Here is a 26,195-nt window from a genome sequence, read left to right as displayed (position 1 = left end):
ACCCTTGGGAGTCACACGCCGAGAGGGCCTGAGCCTTGCGCAACCCTAGAGGGCGATCCGAGGCCCGACATCCCGCGACGCGCCGGAGGGGCGGCCCGCCGTGGTGATCCTCACCACCACGCCACGGACCGCCTTCCCCGGCCGGGGGAACCTACGCCACCACTCCGGCGGCCTTCGCCGCCTCCCGCACGGCGCCCGCGACGGCACCGGCGACCTTGTCGTTGAAGACGCTGGGAATGATGTAGTTCGGGTTGATCTCGTCCTCGGTCACCACGTCCGCGAGAGCGTGCGCGGCGGCGAGCATCATCTCGGTGTTGACGGTGCGCGACTGGGCGTCGAGCAGGCCGCGGAAGACACCGGGGAAGACCAGCACGTTGTTGATCTGGTTCGGGAAGTCGCTGCGGCCGGTGGCGACGACCGCGGCCGTCTGGCGGGCGACCGCCGGGTCGACCTCCGGATCGGGGTTCGCGAGCGCGAACACGATCGCACCGTCCGCCATGGCGGCCACGTCCGCGCCGTCCAGGACGTTGGGGGCGGAGACGCCGATGAAGACGTCGGCGCCGTGCACGGCCTCCTTGAGGGTGCCGGTGAGGCCCTCCGGGTTGGTGTTGTCGGCGATCCAGCGCAGGGCGGACTCGGGCGCGGCGTCCACCAGGTCCGCGCGGCCCGTGTGTACGACGCCGTGGATGTCGGCGACCACGGCGTTCTTGACCCCGGCGGCGAGCAGCAGCTTGAGGATGGCCGTACCGGCGGCGCCGGCGCCGGACATGACGACCCGTACGTTCTCGATCGGCTTGTCCACCACGCGCAGCGCGTTGGTCAGCGCGGCGAGCACGACGATGGCGGTGCCGTGCTGGTCGTCGTGGAAGACGGGGATGTCGAGGGCCTCGCGCAGCCGGGCCTCGATCTCGAAGCAGCGGGGCGCGGAGATGTCCTCGAGGTTGATGCCGGCGAAGCCCGGGGCGATGGCCTTGACGATCTCGACGATCGCGTCGGTGTCCTGGGTGTCCAGGCAGATCGGCCAGGCGTCGATGCCGGCGAACCGCTTGAACAGGGCCGCCTTGCCCTCCATCACCGGCAGCGCGGCCTTCGGGCCGATGTTGCCCAGGCCCAGCACGGCGGAACCGTCCGTCACGACCGCAACGGAGTTGCGCTTGATGGTCAGGCGGCGGGCGTCCTCGGGGTTCTCTGCGATCGCCATGCAGACGCGCGCCACGCCGGGCGTGTAGACCATGGACAGGTCGTCGCGGTTGCGGATGGGGTGCTTGGACTGCATCTCGATCTTGCCGCCGAGGTGCATGAGGAAGGTACGGTCGGAGACCTTGCCCAGGCTGACGCCCTCGATGCCCCGCAGCTGCTCCACGATCTCGTCGGCGTGGGCGGTGGAGCCGGCCGCGATGGTGACGTCGATACGGAGCTTGTCGTGGCCGGAGGCCGTGACGTCGAGGCCGGTGACCGAGCCGCCGGCGGACTCCACCGCTGTGGTGAGCTGCGAGACTGCGGTTCCGCCCGCGGGCACCTCCAGTCGGACCGTCATCGAGTAGGAGACGCTGGGCGCCGTTGCCATGGCCGACTTCCTCTGCTTTCACCGTGTAACTGGGTTGTGCCGTCCGATCGTCGCACCTACCACTGGGTACGCGGTAGCCGCCCCGGATTGCGAACTTTTTGTTCGCACCGATTTCGGAAAACGACTTCCACCATACGAGAAGTAGCCCGTCGGGGGAAGGGGTCACCGGAAGCGGCGGGCGGAACACGCCCGGGCCGCGGAAGGAACCTGCGGGACGGGAATTGTCTTGCGGGGATCGTTTGTTACCTTGGACGTGGCACCGGCTCGATCCAAGCCCCCGGGCCCAACCTTCGTCGCTACGAGCGACCACTTGCCGCGAGGCGAGCATGGCGGGTCGGTGCCACTCAGACCAGAACGGGACAGCGAGACGAGACGAAGGGCCCGCGCCGCCGGACGGCGCGGGCCCTTCGCACGTCTGCGGGCCGGTCCCCCGGCCCGGCGCTCAGTCGCGCAGCAGGTCCGGCACCCCCGCGGCGTCCGGCTCGTCGCGCTCGCCCGAGACGACCGTCAGCTGCTGCGTGGCCCGGGTCAGGGCGACGTACAGCACCCGCAGCCCGGCGGGCGACTCGTCGGCGATCTCGGCCGGGGAGACGACGACCGTGGCGTCGTACTCCAGGCCCTTGGCCTCCAGGCTGCCCAGCGCCACCACGCGGTCCCCGAGCCCGGCCAGCCAGCGCCGGGCCTCCTCGCGCCGGTTCATGGCGACCACGACGCCGACGGTGCCGTCGACGAGGTCGAGCAGCCGGGCCGCCTCCGCGCGGACCGTCCTGGCGAGGGAGTCCCGCACCACCGCGAAACGCGGCTGCACGCCGGTCGAACGCACGGCCGACGGGGACGGCGAGCCGGGCATGGCGAGGGCGAGGACCCTCGACGCCAGCTCGGCGATCTCGGCCGGGTTGCGGTAGTTCACGGTCAGCTCGAAACGGCGGCGCGGGCGAGTGCCCAGGGCCTCGTCACGGGCGGCGGCCGCCTCGTCGGGGTCGGACCAGGACGACTGGGCCGGGTCGCCGACGACCGTCCAGGTGGCGTGCCGGCCGCGGCGGCCGACCATCCGCCACTGCATCGGGGTGAGGTCCTGCGCCTCGTCGACGATGACGTGCGCGTACTCGGTGCGCTCCTGCGCGAGGCGCTCGGCGCGCTCCCACTGGGTCTCCTCGCGCTGCGGCATCAGCTCCTCCAGGCCGGTGAGCTGGTCCAGCGGGTCCGCCTCGCGCCGCTTGCGGGGGCGGGCCGGGGTGCCGACGATCGCCTGGAGCTCGTCGAGCAGGGCGATGTCGTGCACGGAGCGGCCCTCGCGCCGCAGCGAACGGGCGACCTTGCGCACCTCCCCCGGGTTCAGCACCCGCCGCGCCCAGCGGCCGAGGCGGCGCTCGTCCGCCATGGCCGCCAGCACGGCGCCCGGGGTCAGCTCGGGCCACCAGGCGTCGAGGAAGGCGATGAAGGAGTCCTCTGAGCTGACGTCCTCGTCGAAGGAGGAGCGCAGCTCGGCGGCCAGCTCGGGGTCGGTGTGCCGGGCACCGGCGCCCGACTTCTCCCACAGGGCGTCCAGGAGCAGCCTGCGAGCACGGGGACGCAGCAGGTTGACGGGGGCGGTGCCGCCGAGGACCGTGCGGCGGATGCCGGCCAGTTCCCCGGCCTCCAGTTCGAGGCGGCGGCCGAAGGCGACGACCCTGAGCAAGGTCGGCGAGTCGGCCGGTTCCAACGCCCCGCGTGCGGCCTTGCGCAGCACCCGGAGCATGCGGGAGGAGCCCTTGGCGCGGGCGGTGGCCGGGGAGTCGTACAGCGTGGCCTGCGCACCCTCGACCAGGGATCCGATCGCGCGGATGGCGACCTGCCCCTCCTCGCCGAGGGAGGGCAGCACGCCCTCCGTGTACGCCACGAGCAGCGGCGTCGGCGAGACGATCAGGATGCCGCCCGCGTACCGGCGCCGGTCCTGGTAGAGCAGGTACGCCGCCCGGTGCAGGGCGACCGCGGTCTTGCCGGTGCCGGGACCGCCCTCGACGTAGGTCACGGAGGCGGCGGGGGCGCGGATCACCTGGTCCTGCTCGGCCTGGATGGAGGCCACGATGTCCCGCATGGAGTGGGTGCGGGCCTGTCCGAGGGCGGCCATCAGGGCGCCGTCGCCGACGACGGCCAACTCCTCGCCGTCCAGCCGGGCGGTGATCTCGGGCCGCATCAGGTCGTCCTCGACGCCGAGGACGCGCCGCCCCTTGGAACGGATCACCCGGCGGCGCACCACCCGGCCCGGGTCGACCGGCGTGGACCGGTAGAAGGGGGCGGCCGCGGGCGCCCGCCAGTCGATGACCAGCGGGGCGTAGTCCTCGTCCAGGACGCCGATGCGGCCGATGTGCAGGGTCTCGGCGATGTCGGCGGTGCCGTCGGGCCGGAGGGCGCCCTCGGCGGGCTCCACGGCCGTGTACGCGCCGTCCGGGCCCTTCTTGCCGTCCTTGCCGAGGAGCAGGTCGATCCGGCCGAACAGGAAGTCCTCGAACTCGTTGTTCAGGCGGTTGAGGTGGATACCGGCCCGGAAGACCTGCGCGTCGCGCTCGGCCAGGGCGCCGGGTGTGCCGACGTGGCCGCGCTGGGCGGCGTCGTGCATGAGGAACTCCGCCTCGTGGATCTTCTCCTCGAGTCGTCGGTACACCCGGTCGAGGTGCGCCTGTTCCACGTCGATCTCTCGGTCCCGTACGGAGTCCTCCCGCGCGGGGTCCTTCGGTACGGAGTCGTGCTCCGAGTCGACCGCCGAATCCTGTTGAGCCTGTGCGGCCACCGGGCCCCCTTCTGACGTGCTGGGCAGCCGTCAAAAATACGCGAAGGGGGCCACGGAAGCTACGCCGCGCCTGGAGCACGGGTTACGCGTCGACCTCCACCAGCCGCTTCCCGTCGAAGGTCATGACCTCGAAGTGGGAGATCTGATTGGGTTCGAAGGCGGCGCCGCCGTGCACGTAGAGCGGCTTCTTTGCCTTCTCGGTCGTCGCGCCGGGTATGCCGTAGCCCCAGTCGGGGACCGTCCAGGAGCTGAGCGTCTCCCGCTCGCCGTTCTTGCCGACGGCGACCAGGGAGCACTTCTGGGGGCCCTTGAGGTTCTTCAGTTCCAGGACCGTCTCGGTGCCCCAGGCCTTCTTCTCCAGCGCCACGGTCGCGCTGACCTGCGTGGCCGGGTCGGTGGCGGTGACCCGGTCCGGCATGGCGGCGAAGGCGGACTCGGCCGGGCTCGCGGCCTGCTGCGACGCCTCGGTCTTGCGGCCGCCCCCTCCGTCGTCGTCGCCACCGCCGCCCGTGGTCGCCACGGCGGCGAACGGGCCGCCGATGATCAGCGCGGCCGCGGTGCCCACCAGGTAGAAGTTGCGGCGGCGCTTGCGCGCGCGGCGCTCGGCGACCTCGTCGACGAGCTTCTCCGAGAGCCGTGGGCCGGGCTTGGCGGTGAGCGACTCGGCGATCGCGGGCGTACCGGTGCCCGGCAGGTCGGCGAGCGCCGCCATCATCGGCTCCATGCCCGCCAGCTCGTCGAGCTGCTGGGCGCACCACTCGCAGGTGGCGAGGTGGGCCTCGAAGGCCGTCGCCTCGGCGTCGTCGAGGATCCCGAGGGCGTAGGCGCCGACGGTCTCGTGCTCGTTCGGCGCCGGTGATCCCTGCATGGGGACAGAATTACCCGTATCCCCCGCGCCGAATCCCTGAACTCCCCCGTACCCGCTCATCACGCCGTCACCCCCCGCTCCTCCAGTGCCAGCTTCATCGAACGCAGGGCGTAGAACACCCGGGAGCGAACGGTGCCGCTGGGTATGCCCAGTGTCTGCGCCGCCTCATTGACGGTACGCCCCTTGAAGTACGTCTCGACGAGGACCTCCCGGTGGGCCGGGGTCAGGTCGTCGAGCGCGTCCGACAGCGTCATCAGCCACAGCGCCTTGTCGATCTCGTCCTCCGCGGGGATGACCTCCAGCGGCGACGGATCGACCTCCTGCGGCCGGGCCTGCCGGCTGCGGTGGCCGTCGATGACGATGCGACGCGCGACCGTCACCAGCCAGGGGCGTACCGATCCGGTCGCACGGTTGAGCTGACCGGCGTTCTTCCAGGCACGGATGAGCGTCTCCTGGACGACGTCCTCGGCGCGCTGGCGGTCCCCCGCGACCAGCCGCAGCACGTAGGCCAGCAAGGGGCCGGCGTGCTCGCGGTACAGCGCGCGCATCAGCTCCTCGTCGGGTTCCGAGGACGACTGTGACATGCGATGTCGGGCCCTCGCACCACGTTCATTGGCCACGACGGAATCCTTGCGCACGCCCACCTCCGGTGTCCGGGGGATCCCCCAGTCGGTCGCTCGCCCATCCGGTACGGGCGCGAAGTGCCGCGTGTTCAAAACGAGATGAAAGATTTCCCGGAGGCGGCGTGACGAAGGGGGCGCGAGGGAATCTACGGGCACTTACCGGGCGAGGGCGGCGCGGCGGCGGTGCCGGGCCACGCGTTCGCGGTTGCCGCAGATCTCGCTGGAGCACCAGCGCCGGCGGCGGCCTCGGGAGGTGTCCACGTACACGATGGGGCAGTTGTCGCCCGCGCACTGTCTGAGGCTCGCCCGCGCGACGGGGTCGGTGAGCAGTTCCACGGTGTCCCGGGCGAGGGCGCCCAGCAGCGCGGCGCGGCCCGGCGGCCCGGTCAGCTCCCGCACCAGTGCGCCGTCCTCGCCGGGCACGGCGCGGGGTGCGGGCGGTGCGGCGAGGGCGAGTTCGTTGACGCGGGCGAGGGCGAGTTCGTAGGGGCGGGTGCGGGGTGCCGGCCGGCCGCGCACCAACCGCGCGGTCTCGCAGCGCAGTTCGCGGAAGCCGGTCAGCCAGGAGGGGTCGGCGTGGGTCAGCGGGGTGCCGGGCGGGACGAGTCCGGAACCGGTGATCCAGGCGCGCAGCGCGTCCAGGGAGTCGAGGCGTTCCGCGGGGTGGGTGGTGGCGATGAGGTCCAGACAGATTCGCCCGGTGTCGAAGCGCATCTCGTACGGGTCGGTGGCCGTACCCAGTGCCATGTTCCTGTCACCGCCTAGGGCTTGCCCGCGGAGGCACGGGCCCGGAAAGGGGAGCAGGGAGACCGCGGGGCGGACCGTCTGCGGACCGCTCCCCTCTACAGTGCCTGCCCGCTCCCGCGCCCGGAACCCCTCGCACCGCTCCCGCGTGGACGCTTGCGCATGCGCCCGCGCGCCCGGGCCATGTGCGGCGTGCCGTGGGGCCCGTTGACTGGACGCATGACAGACATCAACGGGGAACGGCGGTCCCGCACCGCCGGTGGAGTACTGGTCGCGGCCACGGTCGCCGCGGGCCTGCTGGCCGGGACCTTCTACGTGTTCGCCTGCGCCGTGATGCCGGCGCTGGCGCGCAGCGAGGACAGGGTCTACGTCGACGTGATGCGCGACATCAACGACGTGATCCAGAACCCGGTGTTCCTGCTGGTCTTCATGGGCGCGCTCGCCCTCGCGGGCCTGGCGGGGTGGCAGTCGCGCCGGACTCCGGGCCGCTGGTGGGTCTGGGCGGGCGCGGCGGCGTACACGCTCGCCTTCCTGGTCACCGTGGGCGCCAACGTCCCCCTCAACGACGCCCTGGCCCGCTCCGGCGACCCGGCGGCGCTGCGTGAGCGGTTCGAGGACCCGTGGGTGGCCTGGAACGTCGTACGTGCCGTGCTGTCGACGCTGGCGACGGCCTGCCTCGCCGCGGGCCTGACGACCCGGGGACGGCGGCGGACGCGGTCGGCGCCCCGCACGCCGGTGCGGCCCACGGCGTCGTACGGGACGCCGCACCAGACGCGGCACTGACCGTCCGACGCCGGGAATCCCACCCGCACGCCCCCGGCCCATGGACGTCCGCCACCCGCGCCCCGGCACACGGCAAGCGGGACGGGCCGCCCCGGGGTCCCCACAGCACGGCCACCGACAGCGGCGGCCGGGGACCACCCGGCGACCCCGACGAACACCACGGCACCCGGGCCGCCCACGGCCGACCGACGCGCCCCACGACCCGACAGGGCCCCCGCGGCACACAAAGCCGGGGCCCCTGCGACCCGACACGGAGCATCGAGACACACAACGCCGGGACCACCCGGGGCGGGCGGTGAGTGGTGGCGGCCGGGGGGCCGGGGTCAGTCGGTCGTGTACTTGGCGTCCGTGGCCGGGTCCAGGGCGAGGCGGTAGCCGCGTTTCACCACCGTCTGGATCAGCTTCGGGGTGCCGACGGACGTCCGCAGGCGGGCCATGGCCGTCTCGACGGCGTGTTCGTCGCGGCCGGTGCCCGGCAGGGCACGCAACAGCTCCGCGCGGGGCACGACCCAGCCGGGCCGCCGGGCGAGCGTGCGCAGCAGGGACATGCCGGCCGGCGGTACGGCACGCAGCTCCCCGTCGACGAGCACCGCGTGTCCGCGGATCTCCAGCCGGTGCCCGGCGACCGGCAGGGCACGGGCCCGGGCCGGCAGTTCCTGGCACAGCAGCTGGACGAGGGGCCCGAGCCGGAAGCGCTCGGGCTGGACCGTGTCGACGCCGTGCGTCTGGAGCGGCACCGCGGTGACCGGGCCGACGCAGGCGGGCAGCACGTCGTGGCCGAACGCGGTGAGCAGCTCCGGCAGCAGGCCCCGCTCCTCGGCCCGGCCCAGCAGGGAGGCCGCGGCGGGCGCGCTGGTGAAGGTCACGGCGTCCACGCCCCGCGACACGGCGGCGTCCAGCAGCCGGTCCACGGGGCCGAGGTCCTCCGGCGGCAGCCACCGGTACACGGGCACGCCCACCACCTCGGCGCCGCCCTCCCGCAGTGCCTCCACGAACCCCGGCAGCGGTTCCCCGTGCAGTTGCACGGCGATCCGGCGGCCCTCGACGCCCTCTTCCAGGAGCCGGTCCAGGACCTCGGCCATGGACTCCGAGGCGGGCGACCACCGCTCCGTCAGCCCCGCGGCCCGTACCGCCCCCTTGACCTTGGGCCCGCGCGCCAGCAGCTCCACCGTGCGCAGCCGTTCCAGCAGGGTCTCGCCGAGCCCCCAGCCGTCGGCGGCCTCGACCCAGCCCCGGAACCCGATGGCGGTGGTGGCGACGACGACGTCCGGCGCCTGGTCGACGATGCGCTTGGTCGCGGCCATCAGCTCGCCGTCGTCGGCCAGCGGCACGATCCGCAGCGCCGGTGCGTGCAGGACGGTGGCGCCGCGCCGCTGCAGCAGCGCGCCCAGTTCGTCGGCCCGGCGGGCGGCGGTCACGCCCACGGTGAAACCGGCCAGCGGACCGTGGCCGGTTCGCTGCGGTGCGTCGCCCACGCCGCCCACCTCGCTTACGTCGTCCATCGCTCGCCGCGCTCCGATCCGTTCACGTCCACAGTCACGTGGCGACCGAGCCTGTCAACCGTGCGTGACAGGCTCGGTTCCGCCTCATGTCACCAGTGTTACGTCACACCTCGGCGCGGCTGAGCCCGGCCTCCGCCCGCTCCCTGCCGGCCGTGTCGGCCACGTCCACCGGGCCGGCCGGGGCGTCCGGCGTCCGCACGGCCGGCCGGCGAAGGTATACCGCCCAGGTGAGGACGAGACACACGGCGTAGAAGGCGAGGAAGGCGAGGAAGGCGCCGGTGCCCGTGCCGAAGGAGAGGAAGGACTGCCGGAAGGCGAGGTTGATGGCGACGCCGCCGAGCGCGCCCACCGCGCCGATCAGCCCCATGGAGGCTCCGGAGAGCCGCCGCCCGTACGCCACCGCGGCCTCCCCCCGCAGTCCCTTGCCCAGCGCCTTGTTCTGGAAGATCCCGGGGATCATCTTGAACGTCGAGCCGTTGCCCAGCCCGCTGAGCACGAACAGCACCACGAACACCGCCACGAACAGCCCGAGGGACTCCGCCATGCCGGCCGCGACGAGCCCGGCGGTGGCGACGGCCATGGCGACGAAGTTCCACAGGGTGATCCGCGCGCCGCCGTACCGGTCGGCGAGCCTGCCGCCCAGCGGGCGGATCAGGGAGCCGAGCAGCGGACCGATGAAGGTCAGGTACGCCGCCTGGAGCGGGGTCCGCCCGAACTGGCTCTGGAGCACCTGCCCGAAGGCGAAGCTGTAGCCGATGAACGAGCCGAACGTGCCGACGTACAGCACGGACATGATCCAGGTGTGGGCGTCCCGTGCCGCGTCCTTGGCGGCCCCGGTGTCGTTCTTCACGGAGGCGAGGTTGTCCATGAAGCACGCGGCGAGGACGGCGGCCACCAGGATCAGCGGGATGTAGATGCCGAGCAGCACCCGCGGCCCGCCGCTCGCACCGATGACCGCGAGCGCGGCCAGCTGGATGACGGGCACGCCGATGTTGCCGCCCCCGGCGTTGAGACCGAGCGCCCAGCCCTTCTGCCGCAGCGGGAAGAAGGCGTTGATGTTGGTCATGGAGGAGGCGAAGTTGCCGCCGCCGATGCCGGCCAGCATCCCGACCAGGAGGAAGGTCGAGAAGGACGTCCCCGGCTCCATGACGGCGAAGGCCGCGACGGTCGGCACGAGCAGCAGCCCGGCGGAGACGATCGTCCAGTTCCGTCCGCCGAAGACGGCGACGGCGAAGGTGTACGGCACCCGCACGACGGCCCCGACGAGCGTCACCACGGACGTCAGCAGGAACTTGTCGGCCGGTGTCAGCCCGTACTCCGGGCCCATGAAGAGCACCAGCACGGACCACATCGTCCAGACGGAGAACCCGATGTGCTCGGACAGGACGGAGAAGAACAGGTTCCGCCGGGCGGTCCGCTCCCCCGTCTCCTTCCAAAAGGTCTCGTCCTCGGGATCCCAGTACTCGATCCAGCGTCCGCCAGGGACTGTCATCACGCCTCCACGGTGCTCCACAGCTCGGTTGCACCGACGCTAGGCAGGACGCGTTTCGGGCCGGTGGGGCTGTGGATGACCGGAAGGGAACGTTGCTCTCACCCGGCGCGGGTGCGCGGTGAGAGGTCGCGGTCAGCCCTGCGGGGGCCGGGGCTGCCAGTGCGGGTTCTGCTGCGGGTACGCCTGCGGCGGGTAGGGCTGCTGAGCCTGCTGCGGCGCGTACGGCTGCTGCGGTGGCTGCTGGCCGTACGGCTGCTGCGGTGGCTGCTGGCCGTACGGCTGCTGCTGCGGCCGGCCGTACGGCTGCGGGGGCTGCTGCGGCGGGTAGGGCTGCTGAGCCTGCTGCGGTGCGTACGGCTGCGGGGGCGCGTACGGCTGCTGGGCCTGCGGCGGTCCGCCGTACGGCTGCTGCTGCGGCGGCTGGGGAGCGTACTGGCCGGGGGCCGGCTGCCCGTAGCCGCCGGGCGCGGCGCCGAACGGGTTCCCGTGCCCCGGCAGCTGCCCGCCGGGCGGCAGGTACCGCACCCGTCCCGCCTCGTCGGCCATCGGCACGAACCCGGCGGCCTGGAGCCGGGCCGCGAACTTGGCGTTGCGCTTGCGGGTGACGAGGAAGCCGATGCCCAGGACCGCCATGAGGAACAGCCAGATGATCCCGGACAGGACGAAGTCGTCGGAGGAACCGCCCTCGCGGTAGGCGAGGACGACACACGCGACGGTGCCGCCGAGCGCGCCGTAGCCCATCCCCTTCTGGGCGTTCTTGCCGGTGAGGTCGAAGTTGATCCGGGCCTTGAGGAGTTCGAAGGCGTCCGGCACGAGCGGCGGCAGCGAGACCCCGTCACCGGCGTTCGGGTACTGCGCCCAGTTCTGCGCGGCCCGGGTGCGGGCCTGCGGGCTGGGGTCGGGGACCAGCAGCATGGTGAGCGCGGCGTTGTTCCCGCCGCTCTGGCGCACGTCGGCGTACTCGTACCCGAACTGCTGGGCGACGAAGGCGAGCTTGGCGAGCTTCTTCACGGACGACATCCGGCTGGTGAGCTGGACCGCCTCCCCGCTCGCCATCAACTGCAGCATCTTCTGCGTCTGCCGCTTGCTCATCCCGCTGCTCCCCCTGACCGGCTCACGCCACCCTGTTCACTCCCGCAACCGAGGCAGTCTCGCACGGAGGGCCGACAGCCGTCAGCCCCGGTGCGCGGCACGGGCCCCGGGCCGCTTCGGTGCCGGGCGCTTGCCGCCGTCCGGCCACAGCTGGGGCCTGCGTTTGGCGGCCACGTCCTCCATCCAGCCGAACCAGACGACGCAGCTCCCGATCAGCAGCCAGGCGATGACCAGGACCGGCCAGGGGCTCTCCAGCAGCCACGGGACCTGCTCCCCCAGGACGTCGAAGCCCCACAGCCGGTCCCACAGCGTCGCCGCGACGAGGATGCAGACGTTGTGCCACAGGTAGATCGTCACCGCGCGGGAGTTGAGCAGGGTGATCAGCCGGTCCCAGCGGCGCAGTCGGCGCGGCCACTGCGTCCACGACGGGCTCACGTGCAGGAGCAGCAGCACCGTGGCGAAGGACCAGACGGCCTGTGCGAACGGGATGGAGTCCAGGTCGTACCCGGTCTTGAAGCCCTCCCGGAAGGCGTACCACAGGCCCAGTGCGGCGATCACCGGGGCCACCGAGGGCACGACGTAGCGCGGCAGCCGTTTCAGGACGCCTTCCTGGTGGGCCATGCCGAGGACCCAGCAGGCCCCGAACGTGCTGAAGTCGGTGAGCGCCGACGGGAAGCGCTCGCCCGGCAGGTTGAGGTAGCCGAACTGGAAGGCGGCCGACAGCGCGAGCGGCGCGAGGATCGTCAGCCACGGCAGGGCCCGCAGGGCACGCAGCAGGACCGGGGAGAGCAGGACGTACCAGAGGTAGGCGCGGATGTACCACAGGGGCCCGGCGAGTTCCGCGGCCCAGTCCTCGCCCAGGATGCCGTGGACACCCGGCAGCCCCTCGGCGAACGGCGGGTCGCTCAGCGGCAGCACCCAGTAGAGGAGGTGGAACCACCACCAGCCCGGATGCCCGTCGTCGCCCGGTCCCCAGCCCTGCAGCACCATGCCGGTCACGCCCACGGCGCCCAGCAGCCACAGCGGAGGCAGCAGGCGGCGCATGCGGCTGCGGACGACCTGGACGGCCGGCCGCTTGAGGGAACGGGCCATCAGGTTGCCCGCGAGGGCGAACATCACGCCCATGGACGGGAACACCACCGGCAGCCAGGCCCAGCCCATCAGGTGGTACAGGACCACGCGGAAGAGGGCCACCGCCCGCAGCAGGTCGAAGTACCGGTCGCGCACGGGAGCGCGCCGGGCCTGCTTCTGCTGGGGCACCACCGGTACGGCGGCGTCCGTGCCCACGGGCGGGTGGAGGGGCGGTGCGGTCATGTGCGGGTCGCTCCGGGTCGGACCAGGCAGGGGCGGGGCGGGTACGGGGGCCGGCCGCGTCGGGTCGTACGGCGGGGTGGTCATCCGACCGGCCTCCCGTCCATGGCGCCGGACCGCCGCTGGGCCGGCACGCCGTCGCTGCCGGGCGGCGGCGCGGACACCCCGCCGCTGCGCCGCAGCTTCTGCCAGCGCAGCCGGCCGCCGGTGAGCGCCGTGATCCAGGACTGGAGCAGCACCACGTACATGATCTGGCGGTACAGGATCTGCTGGAGGGGCAGCGAGATGAGCGGGGTCAGCTTCTCCCGGTCGAGCCGGAAGGCGTACGCCGCGCACACCGCCTGGATGGCGAGGACGCCGAGCCACGCCACGATCGTCTTGTCGGTCGGGCCGAAGACGAGGCCGTAGAGCAGGAAGACGTCGATCAGCGGGGCCAGCAGCGGGGCCACGACCATGAACAGGGAGACGAAGGGCAGCCCCACCCGGCCGAAGCGGCCCGAGGGGCCCTTCTCGATCACCGCGCGGCGGTGCTTCCAGATCGCCTGCATAGTGCCGTACGACCAGCGGTAGCGCTGGGACCACAGCTGGCTGACGGACTCCGGGGCCTCGGTCCAGGCGCGGGCGTTCTCGGCGTAGACGACCCGCCAGCCGGCGCGGTGCAGCGCCATGGTGACGTCGGTGTCCTCGGCGAGCGTGTCGTCGCTCATGCCGCCGATGGGCTCCAGGGCGGAGCGGCGGAAGGCGCCGACCGCGCCGGGAATGGTGGGCATGCAGCCGAGGACGTCGTACATCCGGCGGTCCAGGTTGAATCCCATCACGTACTCGATGTGCTGCCAGGCGCCGATGAGGCTGTCCTTGTTGCCGACCTTCGCGTTGCCCGCCACGGCGCCCACCTTGGGGTCGCCGAAGGGCTGGACGAGTTCGCGGACGGTGGAGGGCTCGAAGACGGTGTCGCCGTCCATCATCACGACGATGTCGTAACGGGCGTTGGCGAGGCCCCGGTTGAGCGCGGCGGGCTTGCCCGCGTTGAGCTGGCGGATCACCCGGACGCCCGGCAGGCCGAGCCCCTCCACGATCCGCGCGGTGCCGTCGCTGGAGCCGTCGTCGATGACGACGACCTCGATCGGGTGGTCGCTCGCCACCAGGGAACGCACCGTGTTCTCGATGCACTTGGCCTCGTTGTACGCCGGGACCAGCACCGTGACCGGTTCGGTGACCGCCGGTCCCCAGCGGAAGCGCCGGCGGCGGACCCGGCGGGCGTGGACACCGGACAGCAGCAGCATCAGGGCGAAGCGTCCGATGACCAGCGTGCCGATGATCGCCAGGCCCACCACCAGGACGTCGGTGATCCTCTCGGAGGCCTGGACCAGGAAGACCCATGCCTTGCCCTTCCAGAGTTCGGCGCCGGTCACCGGGGTCATGGCGCTGGGCGCGTCCAGGGCCTCGGTGAGGTTGTCGAACTCGTAGCCCTTCTTCTTCAGGTCGGGCAGGAACCGGTCCAGCGCCTGCACGGTCTGGTGGCGGTCACCGCCGGAGTCGTGCATCAGGACGATGGCGCCCTTGCCGCCCTGCGGCGTGGCGCGGCGGATGATCTCGTCGACGCCGGGCTTCTTCCAGTCCTCGCTGTCGGTGTTGTTGACGACGGTGATGTAGCCGCGGCTGGCGATGTACTCGGTGACGGGCCAGGACTTGTTGTCGAAGGCGTCCGAGAACGACGAGTAGGGCGGCCGGAAGAGCGAGGTCCGGACTCCGGCGGCGCCCTGCAGGGCCAGCTGGTTCTGGGACAGCTCCCAGTCGATGCGGCTCTTGGACTGGTAGGAGAGGTCGGGGTGGTTGAAGGTGTGCAGGCCGACCTCGTGCCCCTCGTCGACCATGCGCTTGACCAGGTCCGGGTAGCGCGAGGCCATGGTGCCGGTGACGAAGAAGACGGCGTGGGCGTCGTGCTTCTTCAGGACGTCCAGCACCCGCGGCGTCCAGGTCGGGTCCGGACCGTCGTCGAAGGTGAGGACGAGCTTCTGGTGCGGGATGCGCACGGTGTTGATGTGGTTGTTGCGGGCGTCGATCACCGGCCCGCCGTCGAGGACGCGGTGCGGGACCCGGTCGGTGGCGGCGGGCGGCTGGACGCGGTGGTCGGCGAGGATCTCGCTGTGCACGTATCCGCGCAGCATGAGCATCGCCGCCAGGGCGACCAGGAGGAGCAGCGGGAGCAGCAGGCGCAAGGGCAGCCGACGGCGGGAGCCCTCACGGGCGCCGCGCGCGGCCCCGTGACGGCGGGTGCGGGATGCCATCAGAGGGTGTTCTCCGGGGACAGGGATGTGGAAGACGAGGAGGTGTCGGCGAGGCCGGCGGCCACGACGGGTGCGCCGCCCTGGCCCGCGACGGGGTCCGGGGCGGCCGCGCCGTCGGCGTTGGAGCCGCCCGCGCCCGGATCGGTGCCGGTGGTGGAGCCGCCGGTGGGGGTGGTCGGGTCGGCGGAGGTGCCACCGCTGCCGGCCGGGACCGACGGGCCCGTGGTGTCGGGGGGCGGAACCTGGGTCGACTGCGTCGGGTCCGGGCCGGTCGCGCCGCCGCCGCCCGGGTTCTGGTCGGTACCGGGCGCCGAGGACCGGGGGCCGGTGCTCGTACCGGGCCGCCCCGTGCCGCCGCCCGTCGTGCCGGAGGTACCGGACGCGGGTGCCTCGACGCCCGGGTCGGCCGTCGCACCGGCGTCGCCCGAGGGCGTGGCCTGCGGGGCGGCGGTGCCGGTGCCGGAGGGCTGCGCCGACTGCGAGGGCAGCGGGGTGGTGTCGACCTGGCCGGCCGGTGCGCCCTTCTCCTGCCCCGGTACGGGCATCCACGGCGCGTCGGAGTTGCCGGAGAGCAGCGTGGAGACGATGACGACGGCGTAGACCGCGCAGGCGACGCCGACCAGGATGCCGAGGCGGCGGTAGAGGCGGCTGCGGCGGCCGGACGCGTCGACGAAGACGGGCCCGTCGGAGGCCTCCGGGCGAGTCTTGCGGTGTCCGCCGTCGGCCCGCAGCAGCACGCCGTCGCCGAGGTGGACGGCGTCGAGCTGGACGGTGACCTCGTGCGGGTCGTGGGTGTGCCCGGCGGCGGTGCCCGCGTCGCCGTCCGTGTCCGGCGACTCCTGCCAGGGGTCGCGGAGCGCGGCGGTGGCGGGGGCGGCCGGCGGCACGGGTACGGAGCCGGAAGCGGGCGCGGGGAACGCCCGGGTGGGCTCCCCAAAAGCGCCGGCACCGGTCGGCGGGAGAACGGCCGTGCGGTCGAAGCCGGCGCCGGGGCCGGGGGCGTGGCCGCTTCGGGGACCCGAGTCGCGGGCGTCACGCGTTGCGGGTCCCGGGGCACCGGCACCGGTTGGCGGCAGGACAGCCGTACGGTCGAAGTCGGGACCGGAGTCGCGGGCGTCACGCGTTGCGGGTCCCGGGGCACCGGCACCGGTTGGCGGCAGGACAGCCGTACGGTCGAAGTCGGGACCGGAGTCGCGGGCGTCACGCGTTGCGGGTCCCGGGGCACCGGCACCGGCCGGCGGCAGGACAGCCGTACGGTCGAAGTCGGGGCCGAAGCCGGGGGCATGGCCGTTACCGGGCTCTCGGAGGGGCTGGGGAGCCGTGCCGGAGGAGTGGGCCCTCGGGATGGCGTTGCCCTGGTTCGGGGCCGGGTTGCCGGGGTTCGCCCCGGGCGGGTCGGTCGTGCCCCAGGTTATCCGCCTCCGGACCAACGGGTCCGGGCCCTGCTCGCGGGGAGCACGGCCGCCTATTCGGGAGCCCAGGACCTCGGTCCGGTCGGCGTCGGAACTCCCTCGGCCACGCGGGCTCTCACCGGATTCGCCGAACCACCCCGAGCCCGACGCGGTCACAGGAGGTTCCCCGGCCGGGGGGAAGGAGCGGATCGGCGGCAGCACCTCGGTGGCATCAGCATGTCGTCCTGCCTCCGAGAGTTCACGAGCCCCGGACTCGGCCTCTGGCCACTCCGGTTGGGCGTCTTTTTGCCAATTCTTCACGCGTGCGCACTTCCCCCCACGGGACACTTCCGGGTGCGCATACGACTCCGAGCACTCGTCGGCCGAACCGGCCCCCACCAGGTTCGAGCGCCCCCTGTATCACACCGTGCTCAGGCAAAGAATGTAGCGCACGCGGAGGATGTGTGGTGGCCGAGTGTCACTTGTGGGCGGACATCACAGCGGCGTCGACGGCCGGAATCCACCCGTCGTCGGGAGACTCGAGCCAACCCTTTTCGGTCGCGACCTGCGACGCCGCCCGGCGCAGCGCGTCGAGCGCGGGATGGGCCAGTCCCTTTCGCCACACGAGCGAGACCGGCGACAGCGGCACGGGGTCGACGAGCGGGCGAACCACGGTCGAATGCATGGCCGGAAAGCTCTGCACGGCCAGGATCGGATTGCGCGTCTTGTCCATGATGCGCTGGAACTCCTCCTCGCCGACCGCCAGCGGCGCGGGGGACGCCACATGGATGCCGCGGCCCTCGAACAGGCGGTGCGCGAGGTCGGTCCACTCCGGCGTGCGCGGGTTGCCGGCCCCGGCGTACACGCTCTCCCCGGCGAGCGCGGAGAGCGGCACCCGGGCCAGCCGGGCCAGCGGATGGTCCTCGGGCAGGACGACCGCCATGGGCTCGTAGCGCACCGGCTGGTGGTCGAGCCCCGCCCGCAACGCCACGGGCAGCCCCGCGAACCGGCCGAAGGAGGCGTCGAGACGGCCCGCGAGCAGTTCACCGGCGGCGTGCGTCAGTCCGCTCTCGTAACGCGCCATCAGCTCCTGCTCGGGCGCGAGCGCACGGGCCCGTTCCAGGACCAGCCGGCCGGTGACCAGGCCCGGGGAGTTGAGGTCGACCAGCAGCGGCCGGGCCTGCCCGAAGGCGGCCAGCAGGTCGTCCTGCGCCTGGAGGACCCGGCGGGCGTACGGCAGCAGCCGCTCGCCGTCGGCCGTCGGCGTCACCTGCCGGGTGGTCCGGACGAACAGCTCGGCGCCCAACTCCCGCTCCAGGCGCCGCACATCCCTGCTGAGCGCCTGCTGGGCGACGTAGAGGCGGGCGGCGGCGCGGGTGAAGTGCAGCTCCTCGGCGACGGTGACGAAGGCGCGCAGGAGGCGGGGATCGAGGTGGCCGGGTGCGGGCATCCGGAGAATTTACAACGCCGGTGCGTGAATGGCCACGGAGAAGGTGTTGGACCTCCCGATCACCCCCGGGCGACGGTGGACGCATGCCGCAACCGACCCGAGCGCACCCGTCCCGTCCCACTCATCCCGCCCCGTTCCTGGCCGTCACCGCCGACACCCTGGTCGCGGCCGACTTCCGCCCCCGCACCGGGCACCGGCCGCCCGGCCCGTACCGGCGCCTCCTCTCCATGCCCGGCGCACGGGCGTTCACGACCGGGAATCTCATCGCCCGGCTGCCCATGGGCATGTTCAGCGTCAGCGCCGTCGTGATGATCGCCGGCACCCGTGGTTCGTACGCCCTCGCCGGCGCCGTCACCGCGACCGGGCTGGCGGCGACGGCACTGGTCGCCCCGTGGACCGCGCGCCTCGTGGACCGGTACGGCCAGGCCAGGGTGGCCCTGCCCGCCACCCTGATCGCCGCGCTGGGCTCCCTCGCGCTGCTGCTGTGCGTGCGGTACGGGGCACCCGCCTGGACCCTGTTCGCCGCGTACGCCGCGACCGCGACGACGCCCAACACCGGCGGCATGGCCCGTGCCCGCTGGGCCCACCTGCTGAAGGGCGACGCCGACGCGCTGCACACCGCGAACTCCTTCGAACAGGCCACGGACGAGCTGTGCTTCATGCTCGGGCCGGTCCTCGCGGCGTTCCTGTGCACCACCGTGTTCCCGGAGGCGGGCACGCTGGTGGGCGTGGTGCTGCTGGTGACCGGCATGCTGCTGTTCACCGCCCGGCGTTCGACCGAGCCGCCGGCCCGCCCGCGCCCGACGGCGAAGGCGCCCTTCCGGGCCCCGGGCATCCCGTCGCTGCTGGTGGTGTGCCTGGCGATGGGCGGGATCTTCGGCGCCATGGAGGTCGTCACCATCGCGTTCGCGGACGCACAGGGTCACCGCGCGGCCGCCGGTGTGGTCCTCGCCCTGCAGGCGGCCGGTTCCTGCGCGGCGGGCCTGGTCTACGGCGCGGTCAAGCCCGCCGGACCGGCCGAGCACCGGCTGCCGTGGTGCGTGGCCGCGATGGCCGCCCTACTGACGCTGCCGCTCCTCGCGGCCTCCCTCAGCGGCTCACTGCCGCTGCTGGCGCTCACGCTGCTGGTCGGCGGGATGGCGACGGCCCCGACGATGGTGACCACGATGACGCTGGTCCAGCACCGCACCCCGGAGGGCCGCCTGAACGAGGGCATGACCCTGGCGGTGACCGGTCTGCTCGGCGGCATCGCCTGCGGCAGCGCGGCGGGCGGCTGGACGGTGGAGCACCTCTCTCCCACCGCGGCCTACGGCGTACCGGTCACGGCGGCCGCGGCGGCCCTGCTCCTGACCCTGCTGCCGCCGCGGCGGGTTCTTCCGTGAGGGGGTGCGGGTGGCGGAGCCCCCGCGTCGCGCGGCACAGCCGCACGAAAACGACGAGGGCGACGTGGCTCGCGCTTACCGCGCGAGCCACGTCGCCCTCGTCCTCGTGGAGATGGCGGGAATCGAACCCGCGTCCAACGGTGCGGAATCAGGGCTTCTCCGTGTGCAGTCCGCTTCGATTTTCTCAGCCCCGGAGATCACGCGGACAAGTCTCCGACGGGCTCAGTCACTGTTTGGTTTCCCTCTTCACCCCGTGACCGGGATCAAGGTTTAGTCCCCTAGCTGATGCCAGGATCCGGGTCGGGAACAGCCCCGGGCTGACACTCCCTTAGTAGGAGGCTCGCTTCGCTACCTGAGATCAGGCAGCGAGGGCGAAGGCCTGCTGGGAGGAATCGCGCTTGGTGTTGGCGATTATTTTTTCGGCCTGTGGTTTACGAGATCATGGCCGCTTCCTCGACACGCTTCCCCTGCTTCGACAGCCGCTGTCGAAACCGATCATCCCCATGTTGATTTTTCAAGTCCTCCGAAGAGGGGTGCGCACCCTCTGTGGGGTGCAGGTGCCATCGTACGTGAACAACACGCACGCGTGCCAGCCTATTCCGGCGGGCCTCAGGCCCGCTGCTTGCGCCGGATCGCCGAGATCGTCCGCTCCGCCTCGCGACGGTCCTGCTTCTCCCGGAGGGTCTGCCGCTTGTCGTACTCCTTCTTGCCCCGTGCCAGCGCGATCTCGACCTTGGCGCGCCCGTCCTTGAAGTAGAGCGCCAGGGGCACGATCGTGTGACCGGTCTCCTGGGACTTCGACTCCAGCTTGTCGATCTCCACGCGGTGCAGCAGCAGCTTCCGCTTGCGGCGGGCACTGTGGTTGGTCCAGGTGCCCTGGCTGTACTCCGGCACGTGCACGTTGTGCAGCCACGCTTCGTGACCGTCCAGCTGCACGAAGCCGTCGGCCAGCGAGGCCCGGCCCTGGCGCAGCGACTTCACCTCGGTGCCGGACAGCACGAGGCCGGCCTCGTAGGTGTCGAGGATCTGGTAGTCGTGCCGCGCCTTCTTGTTCTGCGCGATCAGCTTGCGCCCTTTTTCCTTAGCCATAGTGCGGTCCATTTTGGCACTACGGAGGGGCCTGGCGGAAAGCGGATTACGCGGTCGGCCCGAGCCCGCTCAGCACCGTCCGGGCCCGTCCGAGCGCGGCCGGGTCGCTCGGGTCGACCTCCAGGTCGGGCGTGATGCCCGTGCCGTCGACCCCGCGCCCGGAGGGGGTGCGGTAGTGCCCGACGGTCAGCTCGGCCACCGAGCCGTCGGGCAGCCGGCTCGGCATCTGCACCGAGCCCTTGCCGAAGGTGCGGGAGCCCAGGACGACCGCACGGCCGCGGTCCTGGAGGGCCCCGGTGAGCAGCTCGGCCGCGCTCATCGTGCCGCCGTCGACGAGCGCGACCAGGGGCCTGGTGGTGTCGCCGCCGGCCTCGGCGTGCAGGGCCCGCTGGTCGCCGTCGACGTCGTACGTGGCGACCAGGCCGCCGTCGAGGAAGGCGGAGGCGGCGGTGACGGCCTCGGTGACCAGGCCGCCGGAGTTGCCGCGCAGGTCGAGGACGACCCCGGCGTCGGACGGCACCCGGGCCACGGCCTCGCGCACCTGCTCGCCGACGCCCTTGGTGAAGGAGGCGACCTTGACGACGGTGGGGCCCTCGGCGAGCGTGCGGACGGTCACGGGGTCCGTGGACAGCCGGGCGCGGCGCACGGTCTCGGTCCACGCGCGCGTGCCGCGCTCCAGGCCCAGCCGGACGGCGGTGCCGGCGGGCTCCGGCTCGGTGTCGCCGCGCAGTATGGAGACGACCTCGGTGACGGGCCGCCCGTCGACCCGCTCGCCGTCGACGCTGCGCAGCCGGTCGCCCTCGCGGATCCCGGCGTCCGCGGCGGGTGAGCCTGAGCGCACCCTGGTCACCTGGATGCGGCCGTCGCGCTCGCGGCGCGCGGAGAGTCCGACGCCGGTGTACCGGCCGTCGAGGGCGTCCTCCAACTCCTCGTACTCGCCCTCGGAGTAGACGGCGCCCCAGCGGTCCCCGCTGCGGCTGACCGCGCGTTCGGCGGCCTCCACGGGGGACTTGCCGTCGGCCATGGCCTCGGCCGCCGCGCGGGCGACGTCGTCGTGGCGGGCCTGCTGACCGGCCGGGGCGGCCGAACGGGCCGTGCCGGGCTCGGACTTCCGCTCCGGCCCGGGGAGCGATCCGGTGGCCGCGCCCGCGACGAGCACGCTGGCGAACACCAAGGTCAGGGCGGCCCCGTGGCGCACGCGACGGGGCTGACAGAACGGGTCACGACCTGACATGCCGGTGAGTCTAGGACAACGCGTAAGGGCCGCACGGTCCCTTGACCACGCGGCCCCCTTGGTATGTGTCACACCTTCAGGTACTTGCGCAACGCGAAGAACGCCGCCAACGCGGGCATCAGCAGACTCGTGGCCAGGATGAGCGGCAGCTTCGTCAGGACGGCGTCCCAGCCGATGAAGTTGATCAGGTTCAGCTTCTCGGACAGGGCGAGTCCGTGATCGATGATGAAGTACCTGGCGATCACGAGGAAGCCGCAGGCGACACCACCGCCGATCAGACCGGCGACCGCCGCCTCCATAATGAACGGCGCCTGGATGTAGAAGCCGGACGCGCCCACGAGGCGCATGATGCCGGTCTCGCGGCGCCGGCTGAACGCCGAGACGCGCACGGTGTTGACGATCAGCATCAGGGCGACCACGAGCATGAGGGCCATCACCGCGCGGGCGGCCCAGTTCATGCCGTTGAGAAGGCCGAAGAGGTTGTCCAGGATGCCCTTCTGGTCCTGCACGGACTGCACGCCGTCCCGGCCGTCGAAGGCGGTCGCGATGACCTGGTACTTCTCCGGGTCCTTCAGCTTGATCCGGTACGACTCCTGCATCTGGTCGGGAGTGAGGGAGCTGGCCAGCGGCGAGTCGCCGAACTGCTCCTTGTAGTGCTTGTACGCCTCGTCCTGCGACTCGTAGGTCACCTTCTCGACGACGGCCATCTCGTCGAGGTCGGACATGATCTGCTTCTTCTGGTCCTCGGTCACCGCGCCCTTGGCGCAGTTGGGATCGGACTCGGCGTCGCTCTTGTTGCAGAGGAAGACCGAGACGTTGACCTTGTCGTACCAGTAGCCCTTCATGTTGTTGACCTGGTCGCTCATCAGCAGCGAACCGCCGAACAGGGCCAGGGACAGGGCGACCGAGACGATGACCGCGAAGGTCATCGTCAGATTGCGGCGAAGACCGACTCCGATCTCCGAGACTACGAACTGGGCGCGCATGGCGTCTCGTTAAGCCTTTCGTTCCTCGTCGTCAGTGCTGGTAGCCGTAGACACCGCGTGCCTGGTCCCGGACGAGGCGGCCCTTCTCCAGCTCGATGACGCGCTTGCGCATCTGGTCCACGATGTTCTGGTCGTGCGTGGCCATCACCACGGTGGTGCCCGTCCGGTTGATCCGGTCGAGCAGCTTCATGATGCCGACCGAGGTCTGCGGGTCGAGGTTGCCCGTGGGCTCGTCGGCGATCAGCAGCTTGGGCCGGTTGACGAAGGCGCGCGCGATGGCGACGCGCTGCTGCTCACCGCCGGACAGCTCGCCGGGCCTGCGGTCCTCCTTGCCGCCGAGTCCGACGAGGTCGAGGACCTGCGGCACGGACTTGCGGATCTCGCCGCGGGACTTGCCGATGACCTCCTGGGCGAAGGCGACGTTCTCGCCGACCGTCTTGTTCGGCAGCAGACGGAAGTCCTGGAACACCGTCCCCAGCTGGCGCCGCATCTGCGGCACCTTCCAGTTGGACAGGCGGGCGAGGTCCTTCCCCAGAACGTGCACCTGTCCGTGGCTGCACCGCTCCTCGCGGAGGATCAGCCGCAGGAAGGTGGACTTTCCGGAGCCGGAGGACCCCACGAGGAAGACGAACTCGCCCTTCTCGACCTCCAGGGAGACGTCCCTGAGGGCTGGGTGGCTCTGTTTGGGGTAGACCTTGGAGACGTTGTCGAATCGGATCACGGATGCACCACGGGTCGCCGGGGGTAGATGTGCGTGACCTTACGCGAACCGGGGAGCGGACCGCAGTCACCGGTCTGGGTTGCGCATCAGTTGCGTGTTTTGTCCCCGCGGGAGGGCGCGCGGGGTCCCACGGAACCTGGCACAGTGGAAGGGGAACGTTCGTGTCGTCGCGCGCGTTCTTCCGAACAGAGCCGGTGGCAAGGAGGGCGAGCGCATGACGTACGACCGGTTGGTGTGCGCGAACTGCGCGGCGCCCGTGAGTGAGGGCAGGTGCCCGGTGTGCCGGGCCAACCGCGAGCGGCTGCAGCAGGAGAGCAATTTCCTCGCGGGACTGAATCCGACGACGCTGATCGCGCTGCTGGCGGTGCTGATCGCGGCGGTGGCCCTGCTGGCCCACCAGGGCGTCTGAGAGGCCGGGAGCGGCTCTCGGGCCCGCCAGGGGGCAGACAGGCGGGCCGGGAAGCGCGGAAGACGTGGAAGGGGCCCGGAGCGATGACGCTCCGGGCCCCTTCCGTCTGCGTGCGCGGTGCGTACGCGGACGGCTACCTTCAGGCAGCAGCCCCGCCGCGGCCGTTCATCAGGCGCGGCAGGAAGCGGAAGCCGATGCCTCCGGCGATCATCGTCGCGGCGCCGACCAGCAGGAACGTGGTCTCGGCCGCTCCCGTCTCGGCGAGCTCCTCACCGCTGCCCTGGGCCGCGGCGTCGGAGGAGGCCGGGGCCTCCTCGCCGGTGTCGGTCAGCGCGGAGGAACCCTCCTCCTGAGCGACGTTGTCGTTGCCGCCGCCGTCGGGGGTGGTGTTGTCGCCGCCACCGGTGCCGCCGGAGTTGCCACCGCCACCGTTGCCGCCGTTGCCACCGCCGTTGTCGCCGCTTCCGCCGCCGTTGCCGGAACCGCCGTTGTCGCCGTTGCCGCCGTTGTTACCGGCGCCACCGTTGTTGCCGTTGCCGCCGTTGTTACCGGCACCGCCGTCGTTGCCGTTGCCACCGTTGTTGCCGTTGCCGCCGTTGTTACCGGCGCCACCGTTGTTGCCGTTACCGCCGTTGTTGCCGTTGCCGCCGTTGTTACCGGCGCCGCCGTTGTTGCCACCCTCGGTGGTGCCTTCCACGGCGCCCTCGGTGGTGCCTTCCGTGGTCCCCTCGGTGGTGCCCTCGACCACACCGGCGATGGAGCCCTCGGTGGTGCCCTCGATCACACCGGCGATGGAGCCCTCGGTCGTACCTTCGATGGTGCCCTCGGTGGTCCCCTCGGTCGTGCCTTCGGTGTCCCCCTCGCCACCCTGGACGCTGATACCGAGGTTGACACCGTCGTTGCCCGCGCCGGCGTTCACGCCGATGTCGAGCGCCGAAGCGGCACCCGCCGCGGTCAGGGAGGCACCGGCCGCGATCACGGCGCCGGCCGCTATGCGCGCGACACGGATGCGCGTCTTCTTCGTCATGTAGTTGCTACCCCCAGTAGCCGATTCAGTCGGTGAGGCCGCACTCGGGGGCCGTGATCGACGGGGGTGGCTGTGTGTGTGCTCAAGTCCCCCGGTTCACATGCGCCCCAGAAATACGCATGCCGAGCCTCACCATTCCGAATGTTCAAAGCAACGTCAAGGCCATTGCGTACGCGATGTCCAGGTACGAGACGTATGCCGGACACAAAGGGTGTGAGTGTGATGCAAAACCCAGACATCACCGGCGAACAGGCGGCAGACAAAAGGCAACCGCCGCCAGAACGGCGGCAGTTGCCTTGTCGACAAAGCGGCGACTGAGGTTCGTGCTACTTCTCCCGCTGCTTGCGCCAGCGAATACCGGCCTCCAGGAAACCGTCGATCTCGCCGTTGAACACGGCCTCGGGGTTGCCCACTTCGTGCTCCGTACGCAGGTCCTTGACCATCTGGTACGGGTGCAGCACGTACGAACGCATCTGGTTGCCCCAGGAGTTGCCCCCGTCGCCCTTGAGGGCGTCCATCTTGGCCTGCTCCTCCTGGCGGCGCCGCTCCAGGAGCTTGGCCTGGAGGACGTTCATGGCGGTGGCCTTGTTCTGGATCTGGGAGCGCTCGTTCTGGCAGGAGACGACGATGCCGGTGGGGATGTGGGTGAGGCGCACCGCCGAGTCGGTGGTGTTCACACCCTGGCCGCCGGGGCCGGAGGACCGGTACACGTCCACCCGCAGCTCGGACTCGTCGATCTCGATGTGGTCGGTCTGCTCGACCACGGGGAGGATCTCGACGCCCGCGAAGGAGGTCTGGCGGCGCCCCTGGTTGTCGAAGGGCGAGATGCGCACCAGCCGGTGCGTGCCCTGCTCGACGGACAGGGTGCCGTAGGCGTACGGCGACTGCACGGCGAAGGTGGTCGACTTGATGCCGGCCTCCTCCGCGTACGACGTCTCGTAGACCTCGGTCTTGTAGCCGTGCTGCTCGGCCCAGCGCAGGTACATGCGCTGGAGCTTCTCGGCGAAGTCGGCGGCGTCCACGCCACCCGCCTCGGCGCGGATGTTGACGAGCGCCTCGCGCGCGTCGTACTCGCCGGAGAGCAGGGTGCGGACCTCCATCTCGTCCAGCGCCTTGCGGACGGCCGTGAGCTCGGACTCGGCCTCGGCACGGGTGTCCGGGTCGTCCTCCTCCTCGGCCATCTCGAAGAGCACGCCGAGATCGTCGATCCGGCCGCGCAGGGTCTCGGCCTTCCGCACCTCGGCCTGGAGGTGCGAGAGCTTGCTGGTGATCTTCTGCGCCGCCTCCGGGTCGTCCCACAGGGAGGGCGCGGCCGCCTGCTCCTCGAGCACGGCGATGTCTGCCCTCAGCCTGTCGAGGTCCAGGACGGCCTCGATCGACTCCATGGTCGAGGAGAGGGACTTCAGCTCTTCGGATACATCGACGACTGCCACGCATCCAGCGTAACGGCTCCGTCCAGCGGTCCA

The 26,195-nt window shown here is 71.8% G+C and carries 21 protein-coding genes and 1 other RNA gene; 3 read left to right on the top strand and 19 right to left on the bottom strand.

What is annotated here, in order from left to right; translation table 11 throughout:
- Positions 1-151: 151 nt before the first annotated feature.
- The 5 genes from ACZ6IM_RS00325 to ACZ6IM_RS00305 all read right to left on the bottom strand — a co-directional run bounded on the left by ACZ6IM_RS00325 (position 152) and on the right by ACZ6IM_RS00305 (position 6,575).
- On the bottom strand, positions 152-1,567 hold the full coding sequence (locus ACZ6IM_RS00325) for an NAD-dependent malic enzyme (RefSeq protein WP_052841724.1): 1,416 nt from the start codon (positions 1,565-1,567) through the stop codon (positions 152-154).
- Between the two features lie 442 nt (positions 1,568-2,009).
- Positions 2,010-4,337, bottom strand: a complete 2,328-nt coding sequence (locus ACZ6IM_RS00320; RefSeq protein WP_052841725.1) for a HelD family protein — start codon at positions 4,335-4,337, stop codon at positions 2,010-2,012.
- Between the two features lie 82 nt (positions 4,338-4,419).
- Complete coding sequence (locus ACZ6IM_RS00315; RefSeq protein WP_052841726.1) at positions 4,420-5,205, bottom strand: zf-HC2 domain-containing protein; 786 nt, start codon at positions 5,203-5,205, stop codon at positions 4,420-4,422.
- A gap of 59 nt (positions 5,206-5,264) precedes the next feature.
- Complete coding sequence (locus ACZ6IM_RS00310) at positions 5,265-5,789, bottom strand: sigma-70 family RNA polymerase sigma factor (RefSeq protein WP_007450155.1); 525 nt, start codon at positions 5,787-5,789, stop codon at positions 5,265-5,267.
- A 195-nt stretch (positions 5,790-5,984) separates the two neighbouring features.
- Positions 5,985-6,575 (bottom strand): CGNR zinc finger domain-containing protein, encoded by a 591-nt coding sequence (locus ACZ6IM_RS00305; protein ID WP_052841727.1) that lies wholly within the window; start codon positions 6,573-6,575, stop codon positions 5,985-5,987.
- A gap of 216 nt (positions 6,576-6,791) precedes the next feature.
- Between ACZ6IM_RS00305 and ACZ6IM_RS00300 the strand changes: the two genes are divergently transcribed.
- On the top strand, positions 6,792-7,355 hold the full coding sequence (locus ACZ6IM_RS00300; protein WP_469553442.1) for an anthrone oxygenase family protein: 564 nt from the start codon (positions 6,792-6,794) through the stop codon (positions 7,353-7,355).
- Positions 7,356-7,678: 323 nt separating this feature from the next.
- On the opposite strand, the gene ACZ6IM_RS00295 is transcribed toward ACZ6IM_RS00300, so the two are convergent.
- From ACZ6IM_RS00295 to ACZ6IM_RS00265, 7 genes are all read right to left on the bottom strand, one after another.
- Entirely contained in the window at positions 7,679-8,857 is a 1,179-nt protein-coding gene (locus tag ACZ6IM_RS00295) for a uroporphyrinogen-III synthase (protein ID WP_052841728.1), read from the bottom strand.
- A gap of 103 nt (positions 8,858-8,960) precedes the next feature.
- Positions 8,961-10,349, bottom strand: a complete 1,389-nt coding sequence (locus tag ACZ6IM_RS00290) for a nitrate/nitrite transporter (RefSeq protein ID WP_052841729.1) — start codon at positions 10,347-10,349, stop codon at positions 8,961-8,963.
- A gap of 132 nt (positions 10,350-10,481) precedes the next feature.
- On the bottom strand, positions 10,482-11,441 hold the full coding sequence (locus tag ACZ6IM_RS00285) for a hypothetical protein (RefSeq protein WP_469553439.1): 960 nt from the start codon (positions 11,439-11,441) through the stop codon (positions 10,482-10,484).
- An 81-nt stretch (positions 11,442-11,522) separates the two neighbouring features.
- Complete coding sequence (locus ACZ6IM_RS00280) at positions 11,523-12,755, bottom strand: acyltransferase family protein (protein ID WP_469553436.1); 1,233 nt, start codon at positions 12,753-12,755, stop codon at positions 11,523-11,525.
- 80 nt (positions 12,756-12,835) lie between these two features.
- A complete protein-coding gene (locus ACZ6IM_RS00275) occupies positions 12,836-15,040 on the bottom strand; it encodes a bifunctional polysaccharide deacetylase/glycosyltransferase family 2 protein (RefSeq protein ID WP_052841731.1) in 2,205 nt (734 codons plus the stop codon).
- Positions 15,040-15,927 carry a hypothetical protein gene (locus tag ACZ6IM_RS00270; RefSeq protein ID WP_469553435.1) on the bottom strand — a complete coding sequence of 296 codons (888 nt, stop codon included), beginning with the start codon at positions 15,925-15,927 and terminating at the stop codon, positions 15,040-15,042. Before ACZ6IM_RS00270 ends, ACZ6IM_RS00275 begins: the two co-directional genes overlap by 1 nt.
- A gap of 982 nt (positions 15,928-16,909) precedes the next feature.
- A complete protein-coding gene (locus ACZ6IM_RS00265; RefSeq protein ID WP_052841733.1) occupies positions 16,910-17,881 on the bottom strand; it encodes a LysR family transcriptional regulator in 972 nt (323 codons plus the stop codon).
- A gap of 83 nt (positions 17,882-17,964) precedes the next feature.
- On the opposite strand from ACZ6IM_RS00265, the gene ACZ6IM_RS00260 reads away from it, so the two are divergent.
- The gene (locus ACZ6IM_RS00260) at positions 17,965-19,263 is read left to right on the top strand and encodes an MFS transporter (protein WP_052841734.1); all 1,299 of its coding nucleotides are present in this window, start codon (positions 17,965-17,967) and stop codon (positions 19,261-19,263) included.
- A gap of 104 nt (positions 19,264-19,367) precedes the next feature.
- Here the strand turns inward: ACZ6IM_RS00260 and ssrA are convergent.
- The 5 genes from ssrA to ftsE all read right to left on the bottom strand — a co-directional run bounded on the left by ssrA (position 19,368) and on the right by ftsE (position 23,293).
- Positions 19,368-19,766, bottom strand: a transfer-messenger RNA (tmRNA) gene (ssrA, locus tag ACZ6IM_RS00255).
- A gap of 106 nt (positions 19,767-19,872) precedes the next feature.
- A complete protein-coding gene (smpB, locus tag ACZ6IM_RS00250) occupies positions 19,873-20,352 on the bottom strand; it encodes an SsrA-binding protein SmpB (protein ID WP_052841735.1) in 480 nt (159 codons plus the stop codon).
- 46 nt (positions 20,353-20,398) lie between these two features.
- On the bottom strand, positions 20,399-21,586 hold the full coding sequence (locus ACZ6IM_RS00245) for a S41 family peptidase (RefSeq protein WP_469553432.1): 1,188 nt from the start codon (positions 21,584-21,586) through the stop codon (positions 20,399-20,401).
- 68 nt (positions 21,587-21,654) lie between these two features.
- Positions 21,655-22,572: a permease-like cell division protein FtsX gene (gene ftsX / locus ACZ6IM_RS00240; RefSeq protein ID WP_052841736.1), complete on the bottom strand. Its 918-nt coding sequence runs from the start codon at positions 22,570-22,572 to the stop codon at positions 21,655-21,657.
- Positions 22,573-22,603: 31 nt separating this feature from the next.
- Positions 22,604-23,293, bottom strand: coding sequence for a cell division ATP-binding protein FtsE (ftsE, locus tag ACZ6IM_RS00235; protein WP_003975843.1), 690 nt, complete (start codon positions 23,291-23,293; stop codon positions 22,604-22,606).
- A gap of 214 nt (positions 23,294-23,507) precedes the next feature.
- Between ftsE and ACZ6IM_RS00230 the strand changes: the two genes are divergently transcribed.
- The gene (locus ACZ6IM_RS00230) at positions 23,508-23,702 is read left to right on the top strand and encodes a hypothetical protein (protein ID WP_052841737.1); all 195 of its coding nucleotides are present in this window, start codon (positions 23,508-23,510) and stop codon (positions 23,700-23,702) included.
- 139 nt (positions 23,703-23,841) lie between these two features.
- Here the strand turns inward: ACZ6IM_RS00230 and ACZ6IM_RS00225 are convergent, their stop codons facing one another.
- Entirely contained in the window at positions 23,842-24,729 is an 888-nt protein-coding gene (locus ACZ6IM_RS00225; RefSeq protein WP_469553430.1) for a hypothetical protein, read from the bottom strand.
- A gap of 326 nt (positions 24,730-25,055) precedes the next feature.
- Positions 25,056-26,162, bottom strand: coding sequence for a peptide chain release factor 2 (gene prfB, locus ACZ6IM_RS00220; protein ID WP_052841739.1), 1,107 nt, complete (start codon positions 26,160-26,162; stop codon positions 25,056-25,058).
- Positions 26,163-26,195: the final 33 nt, after the last annotated feature.

It is taken from the genome of Streptomyces sp. NPDC042336, assembly GCF_055581985.1.
This window is presented reverse-complemented; position numbering and strand designations above follow the sequence as displayed.